This is a genomic window from Vibrio sp. Isolate23, assembly GCF_022398095.1.
Taxonomy (GTDB): domain Bacteria; phylum Pseudomonadota; class Gammaproteobacteria; order Enterobacterales; family Vibrionaceae; genus Vibrio; species Vibrio coralliilyticus_A.
In genome coordinates, this window is sequence record NZ_JAKEUV010000001.1 from 1505685 (window position 1) to 1517669 (window position 11985).

The 11985-nt window shown below is 42.9% G+C and carries 13 protein-coding genes; 9 read left to right on the forward strand and 4 right to left on the reverse strand.

Annotated elements, in window-relative coordinates:
• Positions 1-99: 99 nt before the first annotated feature.
• The 4 genes from L1D31_RS06780 to L1D31_RS06795 all read left to right on the forward strand — a co-directional run bounded on the left by L1D31_RS06780 (position 100) and on the right by L1D31_RS06795 (position 3229).
• On the forward strand, positions 100-1050 hold the full coding sequence (locus tag L1D31_RS06780) for a TerC/Alx family metal homeostasis membrane protein (protein ID WP_239836283.1): 951 nt from the start codon (positions 100-102) through the stop codon (positions 1048-1050).
• A 292-nt stretch (positions 1051-1342) separates the two neighbouring features.
• Positions 1343-1531 (forward strand): hypothetical protein, encoded by a 189-nt coding sequence (locus L1D31_RS06785; RefSeq protein WP_239836284.1) that lies wholly within the window; start codon positions 1343-1345, stop codon positions 1529-1531.
• A 123-nt stretch (positions 1532-1654) separates the two neighbouring features.
• Positions 1655-2353, forward strand: coding sequence for a DUF1223 domain-containing protein (locus tag L1D31_RS06790; protein ID WP_239836285.1), 699 nt, complete (start codon positions 1655-1657; stop codon positions 2351-2353).
• A gap of 90 nt (positions 2354-2443) precedes the next feature.
• Entirely contained in the window at positions 2444-3229 is a 786-nt protein-coding gene (locus tag L1D31_RS06795) for a transporter substrate-binding domain-containing protein (protein WP_239836286.1), read from the forward strand.
• A 93-nt stretch (positions 3230-3322) separates the two neighbouring features.
• Here the strand turns inward: L1D31_RS06795 and L1D31_RS06800 are convergent, their stop codons facing one another.
• Positions 3323-3880 carry a PhnA domain-containing protein gene (locus tag L1D31_RS06800; RefSeq protein WP_239836287.1) on the reverse strand — a complete coding sequence of 186 codons (558 nt, stop codon included), beginning with the start codon at positions 3878-3880 and terminating at the stop codon, positions 3323-3325.
• A gap of 234 nt (positions 3881-4114) precedes the next feature.
• On the opposite strand from L1D31_RS06800, the gene L1D31_RS06805 reads away from it, so the two are divergent.
• Positions 4115-5197 (forward strand): site-2 protease family protein, encoded by a 1083-nt coding sequence (locus L1D31_RS06805; protein WP_239836288.1) that lies wholly within the window; start codon positions 4115-4117, stop codon positions 5195-5197.
• A gap of 28 nt (positions 5198-5225) precedes the next feature.
• On the opposite strand, the gene L1D31_RS06810 is transcribed toward L1D31_RS06805, so the two are convergent.
• Positions 5226-6014, reverse strand: coding sequence for a M48 family metallopeptidase (locus L1D31_RS06810; RefSeq protein ID WP_239836289.1), 789 nt, complete (start codon positions 6012-6014; stop codon positions 5226-5228).
• An 84-nt stretch (positions 6015-6098) separates the two neighbouring features.
• On the opposite strand from L1D31_RS06810, the gene L1D31_RS06815 reads away from it, so the two are divergent.
• The 4 genes from L1D31_RS06815 (at position 6099) to L1D31_RS06830 (ending at position 8822) form a co-directional block, all read left to right on the forward strand.
• Entirely contained in the window at positions 6099-6551 is a 453-nt protein-coding gene (locus L1D31_RS06815) for a hotdog fold thioesterase (protein ID WP_239836290.1), read from the forward strand.
• Entirely contained in the window at positions 6551-6784 is a 234-nt protein-coding gene (locus L1D31_RS06820; RefSeq protein ID WP_239836291.1) for a DUF3389 family protein, read from the forward strand. The genes L1D31_RS06815 and L1D31_RS06820 overlap by 1 nt, the downstream gene beginning before the upstream one ends.
• Before the next feature lie 75 nt (positions 6785-6859).
• On the forward strand, positions 6860-8587 hold the full coding sequence (locus L1D31_RS06825) for an SgrR family transcriptional regulator (protein WP_239836292.1): 1728 nt from the start codon (positions 6860-6862) through the stop codon (positions 8585-8587).
• A complete protein-coding gene (locus L1D31_RS06830) occupies positions 8571-8822 on the forward strand; it encodes a hypothetical protein (RefSeq protein WP_239836293.1) in 252 nt (83 codons plus the stop codon). Before L1D31_RS06825 ends, L1D31_RS06830 begins: the two co-directional genes overlap by 17 nt.
• Positions 8823-9274: 452 nt before the next feature.
• On the opposite strand, the gene L1D31_RS06835 is transcribed toward L1D31_RS06830, so the two are convergent.
• Together L1D31_RS06835 and L1D31_RS06840 are read right to left on the reverse strand one after the other, a co-directional pair.
• The gene (locus L1D31_RS06835; RefSeq protein WP_239836399.1) at positions 9275-9994 is read right to left on the reverse strand and encodes a 3'-5' exonuclease; all 720 of its coding nucleotides are present in this window, start codon (positions 9992-9994) and stop codon (positions 9275-9277) included.
• A gap of 7 nt (positions 9995-10001) precedes the next feature.
• On the reverse strand, positions 10002-11891 hold the full coding sequence (locus tag L1D31_RS06840) for a DUF294 nucleotidyltransferase-like domain-containing protein (RefSeq protein ID WP_239836294.1): 1890 nt from the start codon (positions 11889-11891) through the stop codon (positions 10002-10004).
• Positions 11892-11985 lie beyond the last annotated feature (94 nt).

Here is an 11985-nt window from a genome sequence, read left to right on the forward strand (position 1 = left end):
CCAACGCAATCAAGTATCCAATGTAGCCATACATTGGATTTGTTTTGTTTGCGGTGGGAGAGTCATGCACAATTCTGATCCCTCCGCTTTGGAGGTATAATGACCCTATCAATTTATCTTGGTTTTGGTTTGCTGACACTGTCGATGGTGGCATTGGATATTTGGCAGACTCGTGGCGGTAATATCAGTATTAAAAAAGCGGCAGTATGGAGCGTATTTTGGTTTCTGCTTGCGTTTGCCTTTGCCGTTAGTATTTATTTCTTCTGGGAGGTATACGCCCCGGGAAGCCAATATAGCGCAGAGAAAGCCACCATATCATTTATCACTGGTTATTTATTAGAGAAGTCTCTGAGTGTTGATAACCTGTTCGTTTTTGCCATTATTTTTCATCAGTACATGGTTCCGGAACATTTACGTCCAAGAGCACTGCTATGGGGAGTGATCGGGGCGCTTGTATTACGTGCCATTATGATTGCAGTTGGTGCACAATTGCTCGCACAGTACCATTGGGTCTTGTACATATTTGCGTTATTTCTGATTTGGACAGGTATTCAGCTTGCGAGGGATAAAGCTGAAGAGGGCATTAGTCCCCTGCCTGAAAAGCTAATTAGAAAGTGGGCAAGTGTGACGCCGGACTTTCGTGGTAATGCATTGAGTGTTGTGGAGCAGGGAAAACGTGTATTGACGCCAATGGCGATTGTTATCGGCGTGATTGCGTTTATGGATGTGATGTTTGCACTTGATTCGATACCAGCCATTTTTGCAGTTACTAAGGAGCCTTTCTTAGTGCTAGCGGCCAATGTGTTTGCTTTGCTGGGGCTGCGTTCGCTGTATTTTGTACTGCAAGGGATGATGGATAAGTTTATCTACCTAAAACCTGCTCTGTCATTCATCATGATCTTCATCGGGATCAAGATGATGTTGGTGGGTTCTCCGTGGGAAATTCCGACACCATTATCCTTAGCTGTATTATTGATTACCATGCTGGTGGCGATAGTTGCTTCTGTACATAAACAAAGGAAAACGGCCACCCCTCGAAGTAAGTATTGATAAATAAACTAATTCAACGGAGACGAATTGCTCCTTTTTATACGTATTTTTTGTAAATTATTTGTGATTTAAAGCATGTTTATGATTGCTTTAAAAATTAAAAACGCAGATTTAACGGATACAAATGCATTATTTAGATATTGTTTTGCATTTTATTTGAATTTACATGTTAATAGGTTGTTTTATTAGAAAAACTAATCTCAAATAATAAAATTTGTCATTTTTTGAACAATAAATAATTGCTTAATATTCCCCCATCGAAACGAATTACACGATTTATAGAGAGGCAATCATGGCACAGGCAATGCACATCGGAACTATCGAAGCTCCAATCTCTATGGACAAAAAAACCTACTCGGTTACTTTCAAAGGATTGATTGCACACCTATTAGATATTCTTTTCACAGACGATACGCCACGCGCTTACTACGCGAGCGATATGTCTGGCCACATGCAAAAGGATATTGGTCTAACTCGTTAATTGACCAAGTCGTAAAAGAGATTAAGCGCTAGCAAAAATGCTAGCGCTTTTTTTTGTTTTCCCTCATGAAATAGAGTGTGCGAAACATCGGTCATAGTCAGTAGAACAATAAAGGATCTGTCTATGAACCCATTACTAGCAATATCTTTTGTATCGAGTCTATCTAGTGGACAAATCTGGTCACACGAAGGTCAACCAGCGCAGGTAATAGAGTTATTTACATCTGAGGGCTGCTCCAGCTGCCCACCTGCGGACAAATATTTGTCGGAATTTGAAGAAGACGACCGTCTGTGGAAAGACATTATTCCCGTTGCTTATCACGTTGATTATTGGGATTACTTAGGTTGGCAAGATGATTTTGCTAAGCCTGAATATTCGCAATTGCAAAGGTTGTATCGAGCGTACGATGTGGTTGGCAGTGTTTACACGCCAGGCTTCATCGTTGATGGTAAAGAATGGCGTGGTTTTTTCAACTGGTTGAATCGAGAATTACCAGCACTAGAGCCAAGAAATGCTGAAAGGCTAACACTTAGCCGAAAGGGCAGTCAGTTTACTCTAAGCTTCGATAAGTCCGGTTACCTTGATGCGACCATCATCTTTTTAGCGAATAACAGAACAACGCTTGTGAAAGCCGGTGAGAATAAGGGTAAATCACTCGAGCATGACTTCATCGCTAAAGAGCGTCAGCAGAGTCGTTCAAATACAGGAATATGGCGCTTTGAGTTGACTAATGAATTGCGTGATATTGACGCTGTGGTTGCATGGGTCACAAAACCAGGCAGCTTCGAGAGAATCCAGACTGTTGGGGGAGAAATAGAGTAGCGCGTATTTATATGTTACAGTGTCATGATTGAGGTATTGCTACTTTTGTACTAGAAGTATAAAGGTTGAGCTTATTAGTAGGACATTAATATGGGCGATTTTAGCCGTTTAGCAAAACTGCCACTTTTATTGTTACTGCTGGTCTCTTCTCTCCAAGAAGTTTACGCAAAAACAGTTACATTTGTTACTGATATTTGGCCCCCTTATGTACTTGACGCATCAAAGAACCAGGGAAAAGGTTTTTTTGTCGATCTAGTGATCGAGATGTGTGAAAGTGAAGGAACGAAAATAAGCATAACTTATGTCCCTTGGCTAAGGGCTGAGACCATGGTCAAACATGGGTCAGCCTTTGCGGCATTCCCTTATGCAGTCACTCAAGCGAGAAAACAATTTGCAGATTTTTCGATTGCTTTAACTCAATCTGCAAACCCACCACGAATATTTTATTACCGGCCTTCTGTACCTCAGACTGAACCTATTAGCCTTGAGAAGTTAATGACCTATCGCATAGGTACTTATCTTGGTTATTACATAAAAGAACAGTTTGATGAACAGGGGCAGAAATACGTTTTAGCTCAAACGGAAGAGAGGGCGTTTAGATTGCTTAAAAAAGGTCGCATAGACTATTTGCCTGCTGATCCTGAATCTGGATGGAAGTGGATCGCTAAACTTTTCCCTGATTCGCAGCACCTCTTCGATGTCCTACCGGAACCTTTCCCTGGAACTTCACTCCATTTGATGGTTTCCCGCTCTTTTCCTAATGCCAAAGAAATCCTTGCCCAATGTGAATCAGGGTTCCAGCAAATGATAGATTCCGGAAAGTATCACGAGATGTTAAAGCGTGAAGGCAAGTTAAACTATGCGATACCAAACTAAGCGGTGTCCTTAGTGATGCAGAGAGAGCATCTCAAACTGAGATGGACTAAAAAGGGCGCTGAATAGCGCCCCCGAGTAATCATGAAGTAACAATTACTTTTTACGGCAGTATTCAGCGATAACGTACATGGATTGGCCGCCGTTTGCCTTACCAGAAACTAGCTTAGGATCGTCGCCGATACTGATACCTCGAATAACGGTACCTTGCTTGATGACTTGATTGGTGCCTTTAACAGGTAGGTCTTTGATAACCGTTACGTCGTCACCTTTTTTAAGCTCAACGCCGTTACAGTCAAGAGGCTTGTCATCGGCAGACATACCAATCATGGCCCAGTTCATTTGTTCTTCTTCCATGTACATCATGTCTAGCGCATCTTGTGCCCAGCTTTCACTGTTCAAGCGCGTCAACTGACGCCATGCAGTGACTTGTACACCTGGAACTTGACTCCACATACTGTCATTCAAACAGCGCCAGTGGTTGATGTCTTTCGGGTCATCGATTTCGCCAAGACATTTCTCGCAAACCATAATGGCGTGATCCACAGTAACATGGCTATGTGGTGGTACAGCGTAGGCTGTCAGTGGAGAATCACCGCTGCACAATTCACATTTGGATTGACAACGCTCTAGCATGGTCGCTTCAGAAGACATATTGAACTCACATATTAATAGGGACTTAATTAAGGTCGCTATTATCCACTTTATCCATCGAAAATAAAGGGATATTGAACAGAGGAGTATAGAGAAGGTGTCATTGAGTTACTTTTTAATCTTAACTGAATGGCAGGTGTGACGGTGTCACTATTATCTGTGAGTTTTCTTTGCCATTTGTCTAACAATTGGCATAATTGGCGCCGCTTATATAACAAATTACTAGGACAAACATTGGAACTGCTTTCTATTGATTTTTTGGGAAAGCCTTTGCGCTTAGAAGGTTCCCTCGCTGGCTGGCAACAACTTTTTTGGGACAATCAATTGGTCTCTCAACTGGACGCAGATTCAGAGCGTGGTAAAAAGTCTGCACACGAGTTTAAATTGCTTAATGGTGAAGAAGAACTGATTTGTCGACTTGAAACCTCTTTGGAATGGCAACCGTTCCTGATCGAATATAAAGCGATATTGAATGACCAGCTTGTCGTTCAAGGAAGCCGAGATACGAAGGATATTGAAAAGCAGACACCATTCACTCCGCTACAACCAGAGAAAAAATGGAGCCTGTTGGGTCTATTGTCACTTGGTGTAAAAGCTTTTAAGAGCGCAAAACTCATTAAGGTAGCGCTTGCATCAGCCAGTCTCGCGGCATACTCATGGCTGTTTTCTTTCCAGTTTGCACTGGCGTTAATTGCTTGCTTGATTTTCCATGAATATGGGCATGTTAAAGCGATGAAATACTTTGGAATGAGGACTAAAGGTATCTATTTAGTTCCTTTTCTAGGAGGTTTGGCGCTCAGTGATGAGAAGATCAACACACGTTGGCAAGATGTAGTCATTTCAATAATGGGGCCTATGTTTGGCTTTGTTCTCTCGTTGATCCTGGTAGTACTATATTGGGTGACGGGAGAGATGTTCTTTGCCGGTTTAGCTGTATTTAACGCATTTCTAAACCTGTTTAACCTATTGCCAATATTACCTCTTGATGGTGGGCATATTTTAAAAAGCATTAGCTTTTCTATGAATAGCTTAATGGGGATTCTCCTCTGTACCGCTGCAGCACTGGGTGGGGTTGCACTGAGTTATTCACTAGGGCTGACATTGTTAGGCTTATTGCTTGCCTTAGGGACTTTTGAAATCGTGATTGAGTGGCGTAGTCGGCATCACAGTCACTTGCTGCCGCTCGATCGTTACGGTCAAGTCGTCGCTGCGGTATGGTACTTGGCGTTAGTGACTGGATTGATTGGGATTATTTGGTATTTCGCGAGTACTGGTGACCAATTACTGCGTTTACCACTGATGATTCTTGGAACATAAGAATGGGGGGCACGAGCTCCCCATTACTTTAAGAACAATTCGGTTTTTTCATGCTGTAGTTTGGTAGTGTTTTTATTTTTTCTGACAAGTCGTGGATCCGAGTTCCATGTGAAGGGTGAGTAGACAGTAACTCAGGTGGCTGACTGCCACCGGAAGCTTTCGCCATGTTCTGCCACAAACTGATGCTTTGGTTAGGCTCAAAACCTGCTTTAGCCATGATTTCCAACCCTACCAAGTCTGCTTCTGATTCTTGCGTTCGACCGTAAGGGAGTAACACTCCGTATTGCAGACCGAGCCCTAACGCTGCCATTGTTGCACTTTGGTATTGGGCATATTCGGATGACCCCAAAGCTATACTGGTGATTTGTAATCCTGCATTTGCTAACTGAGATTGGGACAAACGCTCATTACTATGATCCGCGAGAACATGAGCGATTTCGTGACCAATCACAGTGGCAAGTTGATCTTCATTTTTTGCCACTTTGAGTAAGCCAGTATAGACGCCAATTTTGCCACCAGGAAGAGCGAAAGCATTGACTTGGTCACTGTCAAATACGACCACTTCCCACTCCTTAAACTCAGGTTGTTGCGGTACTTGCTTCGTGACGGCTTTAGCCACACATTGCACGTAGGCATTTATTTTTGAGTCTTGACTTATCTTCTGTTGCTGCTTCATTTGCTCGAAAGACTGGGTGCCCAACGTACTCATGTCATTATCAGAGAAGAGCAGTAACTGATTGCGCCCTGTGGGTGAAGAGGTACAAGCGGCCAATCCTATGATGGCGGCTAGGGTTGTGTGTTTCAACCATGTTTTCATGGATTACTCCGTTTCACTCTTATTATTTTGCTAATCATACCATTAGGTTACAATGCGTTGTAACGAATCATTACGAGAATCTATATGACTATCTGGAAACGACCCATTGATCTTGAGCGTCTCAATGCGACGTCTGAAAACACTTTGATAGATCACCTCAAGATTATTTATAGCAGCGTTGGAGAAGATTTCATTGAAGCGACAATGCCGGTCTGTCACTTCACTCACCAACCTTTAGGTATGCTTCACGGTGGGGCTTCAGTGGTCTTGGCGGAAACTCTGGGTTCTGTTGCTGCCAATTTCTGTGTTGATGAGGATGCATATTGTGTTGGTTTGGATATTAATGCCAACCATATTCGATCGATGCGTGAAGGCTATGTGATTGGCCGGGCAGAGCCGATTCACCTCGGTGTATCGACGCAAGTTTGGCAAATTAACATTACTGATGAACGTCAAAGGCTTGTATGTACTAGCCGATTGACTATTGCGGTTAAGAAAAAACGCAACGTTAAGCAATCTCTTAAGGTAAACCAGTAATGGTCATTGAGTTTAAAAGCGGAAAAATCATCGTGACGGTGCATGAAATTGTTGTGAAAGTCGCTTCGGAACATATGATCACTCTTTCTGCCCAAATCGACGCGATTCAACTCATAGGCCGAGGTGCCAATGTTATTGCTGCAAATGGCTCGGAGACAAAGTGGTCGATTAAATTAGATAACGCACAACAACTGTCCGAAATCTCGAGTGAAATCGGGATCGACATTCAATAACACTAAAACTCACTTGCTTCTTTAAATTAAATAAGGAAACTTAATCTAGTTATAAATCTATGAGATTTCCTCTTTATGAGTAGCCCTAGACTGCGTGTTCAGTTCGAGACCTTGTTTGAGCATTACAATGGCAAAGATTGTGGTGTTCAACTTGAAGAAATTACCGACATCCTTTTTTGTACCCGCCGTAACGCACGTATCGTGCTAAATAAAATGGAAGAAGAGGGCTGGATAGAATGGCACCCCTCACCAGGTCGCGGAAAGCTTTCTCAGCTCAACTTCAAGCGAAGCCGAAGCGATGTCAGTGAAAATCTTGCTCGTCGATATTTAGAGGAAGGTAAGATCGGTCAGGCGCTGAAAGTGCTTGACCAAGACTCAGCTAAACTTGCGCAGGTAGTTGAGAGCTATTTAGGTGTCCAGCAACTGGAAGGGCAGCAAGTTCTGCGTTTACCGTATTATCGTCCACTGTCAATGCTCAATCCTACCAAACCTGTCCGTCGTTCAGAACAGCACATTGCACGTCAGATATTTAGTGGCCTGACACGCTTAGATGAAAGCGAAAAACTTTGTCCAGACCTTGCCCACACATGGGAAATGCTGTCACCAAGGCATTGGCGCTTTTATCTGAGGCCGAATGTCCGTTTTCACAATGGCGATTTGCTTACCACCAATATTGTGGTGGACTCATTGTTGGAGCTTAAAGAGAAAAATCTGTATTCACATATCCATGATGTGGTAAGCCCAGGCCGTTTTGTGATTGACGTGTTATTAAGTAAAGATAACTATCATTTACCGCTATTATTGTCCGAATCGGATGCAAAAGTCTTGTTACCTAAAAAGTCTAGGGCTGAAGATTATGATTTAAACCCAATTGGGACAGGCCCTTATAAGGTAATTCAAAATGATGATAAACGCCTTGTTTTACAGGCTTTTGATGGTTATTTTGGCTTCAGACCTTTAATGGATCGTGTAGAAGTTTGGGTTATTGATGATATTCACTCGTCAATGGTGTTCCCAAGTATGACTAATCCGATTAAGCCAGAAACAGGGACCTACAGTGATGAGGTTGAATTGGACCCGGGGTGCACCTATTTGCTGTTGAATAGGCGCAGTGGCCTTGCGAAATCTGACGATTGGGCCAATTACTTTAGTCATAGGCTTGGTTCGCTAAATCTCTATCAGGAGCTTCCTCAAGAAAAGATTGTGGAGCTTGGTGTATTGCCTGCACATGGCCTAAAGCCAGGCTGGTATCACCACACTAGGCAAGGGCATTACACGTCACCACCTTCTTATCGAAAGGTGACCATTGCTTACCATGGTCAGCACCCTATGTTTCCAACCTTAGTGAAATGCATCGAATCATTGTTGAAGCAAGACAACCTTGAAGTTGAGCTAATTAAGTATGACATTTCTTTACCGGATGCTGATGATGTTGATATCTGGGTTAAGCCTATGGGGATCGCCAACAACCGAGAAGATGGACTAGCGGGGTGGTTGCTTAACTACAGCGATATTGAACAATTAAGCAAACCCGAAGATTTCAAATATTGGTCTGGCTTGGTTGAGGTGTGGCAGGCAGAAGAAAATAGTGCATTCCCAGCAAAAGACTTAGGTAAATCTCTAGTTGAACGAATGCAGATTATCCCTATGTTTCATTGTTGGTTGGGTATTAGCAAAGACCAATGTGGCTCATTACAGAATGCTAAATGTAACGCGTTGGGTTGGTTTGATTTCAGTCAGGTCTGGTTAAAACCAGAGAAGCTTATTCAAAGTTCAGAGATGTTAAATGGCCAAACCGAATAAGAAGCAACCGAACAAAACGGTCGATATTTATTGCTCTAAGTGTCAATCCAAACTGTTCAAGTATCGTAAAGGTGGTAAAGGGGCTTTAGTGAAGTGCTTTAAAGAACGGATCGTTGAGGACTATACAAAAAAGACATGCTATTGCCCTGAGTGCGATAGAGAGTTTGCGAGAGAAACTTTAATAAGAGGAACGCCAGCTTATAAAATTATTGGCGGAAAAGTTACCATGAAGTAGGATGTATTTAGCATAATCTTTTAACAAAAATAACAGTAATTTTGATGAACAAATTTGTTGAAAATGAGGCTAGGCGCACCGATTTTTATCTGAGTCGACAAAAATCGTAAAAATCTCGTTAATAACTATCATTGATCTTTAAAAGTGTTAGAATGGCGCTGTTTAAAAATTAGTCCAGTCTATCAACTTTGCAAACAATAGGGGTTATCAATGGAGCTAGGTCTCATCATCGCTTTCATCGTCACGTCAGCTGTAATGGTTAAGAAAGAGATGACAAGCTCAAAATAATTGCTGTTTCATTCATAACATTTTTGTTTTCCTTTTTGAATGAACGATGGAAGCTCCCAGATTCGGGGGCTTTTTTGTTTTTTAAACCCATTCATCGTTTGTAAAGTTTGTTGGTAGAACCACCTTCTTATAAGGTGGTTTCTGCACCGGCTCTATATTATTATTTAAATCCACACTTGATTCAGTTTTGTCGTCCGTTCGTAATGATGAGCGATTTGTGCCTGCAGTAATTCGGCAGTAGCGACTGCATCAGTTAAAGCGTGGTGTGGTGTGTAAGGTGGAAGGCCGTAACGTTCACGGCTTGCGCCTAATCTGACCGAGGCAGGTTTCTTGCCCAGAACTTTATTGAGAATCCCACCACGTAGGCGCTGTTGATGGAGTGTTTCAAGGTGCATCGTATCGACAACAGGAAACTCGATACCTTCATTGATGCGGTCTTTCAGTGCTCGATCAAGAAACTCTCGCTCTATTCTTTGATAATGCACCACCATGATTCTACCTGACATCTGTTGCAACACCTGATCGTAAATATTTGATAAATCAGGGGCGTCAAGAATATCACTGTGTGTGATGCCGTGAATGATGACAGATTCCTCAGCCAATTGCTGGCGCGGTCGTACTGTCCAGTGATGGGCTTGGTTAATGAAGATCCTATTGAGATTAAACGGCACCGTACCAATCGTAATGATGTCGTCTTTGTCGGAATCCAAACCTGTTGTTTCAAAATCCATCGCCAAAAAGGTTACATCTTCGAGGTTGGTTTCAGCACTAGGGATGCCAGCATTGTAATAGTCCTTGAGTGAAGCATCTCGACTTGTTTGTTGCTTTGCTGCAAACTTGTTTTCCCAGTCAATGGCAGGTGTGTGCATCATTTTTCTGATCATCATTTACCTACTTAAAGTTATTGCTGGCTTGGTAGCGGAACTTAAGAAAATTTTGCGCATTACTGAGAATTTGAAACGCATCTTTTAAGTTGCGACGCTCAAAGTCGGACAAGTTCTCTGGTTCAATATTGTTATCTGGCTCGATTTGATTTTCGACATCAAAAGCTTGGTGGCGAATACGCACCATGGAGATGAACTCTAAGGCATCTCGTAAATCCCGTGCTTTCCCTTTGGGTAGAATGCCGGCTTCGTGAATGTCATCAAGACGCTCAAATGAGTTGGTTGAACGCGAGCCTACCGCCAAAGCATGTACACGGATCAGATCTGCAAGCGGGGCAGTGCCACGACGTTTGAGGTTGATGGAATTCTTATGCTGGCCGTCTTTCTCCATGACAAAATCTTTAAAGAATCCGAGTGGTGGGGTGCGATTCATCGCGTTTCGAGCTAAACAGGCTAAGAAACGGTTGTTTCTACGTGCGCGCCTGACGATGAAACCATTGAGCTGCTCAGCCCACTTCAGACGACCGTAAACACCGACCAAGTCAAAGAAGATAGAGGCATTTAAAAGTGCTTTTGGATTTGGATCATCAATCCAGTCAGCAAAACATTCTTCCCACTCTGTCCGTGTCATGCGCCAGTCAGGGTTGGTTGCCATAATATCGCCAGTGCAGTAGGTGTAGCCGCATTCGTTTAATCCATCACAGATTTTCTTCGCCAGCGCATCGAAGTATTCATTGTGCTCTTCTTCAACGTATGAATTATCAAGAATAATGGCGTTATCTTGGTCGGTTACTAGGATCTGTTCATCTCGCCCCATTGAACCTAAAGCGAGAAAACAATAGGGAATAGGAGGCTCGCCCAGCTCTTCTTCTGCCAGTTCAATAATGCGTTGTTTAAAGCTTCTGCCTATCACTGACATCGCACTCCCGACCATGTGCGAATTGGCATCTTCGTTCACCAAACGCACGAAACTATCCTTGACTTGCTCGGATAGGGAAGCGAGTTCTTCAATGGATTGCTGTTGGAAGATGCTACTCACTAGCAGTAGAGAGTTTTGGGATTCATAACGAACAATGTCAGTGGCTTCAATAATACCAATGGGCTTTTTGTCTTTCAAAACTGGAAGGTGGTGTACGTTGTAGCGTAGCATCGTGAGCATAGCTTCATAGACGTAGGCATTGTGGTCTAACGAAATAACCTCAGTGGTCATCACACTGGATACTTCATCACTGGCATCGAGTCCCTCGGCGAGTACTCGGGTACATAGATCTCGGTCTGTAATGATTCCGACAAGCGGTGAGTTATCTTCTTCGTTATCTTCGAGAATATCTGGATCAATGATTAACAGTGATGAAACGTTTTCTTCAGCCATTTTTATCGCGGCATTCTGAATAGTTTCTGTTTTCTCTAGGAAGGGGGCTTCGCCTGTCAGCAAAGTGCGCACTTTGGACGTCGTTAGATCGTTTTGTTCATTGGTGCTTGAAACGGCTTGGCGTAAGCGGGCGGTATCTTCGACCTCTACAAAGTCAGCGAAAGCTTCGTGGTTGTCGTAGAGCTCCTGAAATACGGGCTCAGGGATGCAGTATACCAAGGTGTCTTTTATAGCTTTGACCGGAAAGCGAACTTTATTGTTGGTCAACAGGCCCATTTGACCAAATAGGGCTCCTTCATCGAGGCGATTATAGAGCTCACCTTTACGTCGATAGACTTCAACGACGCCACTCCGAACCATGTATAAATCGTGGATTTCATCACCAAAATGGATGACGGGCGTATCCTCGCGAAAATAAGAAATTTCGACATGTTTGGTGATGAAGTTAAGGACTTCCTCTTCTAGTTCATCAAAGGGAGGGTGCTGAGAGAGGAAATTTTTTATTTCCAGTAATTCTGCTTCCATGAAGACATCCGATCTATCAGTGTGGTCTTTCAATGTTACATGATCTGCGGATGTACTTCATGGTGAAGGGTTGAAAAGATTAGGAAAATAACCA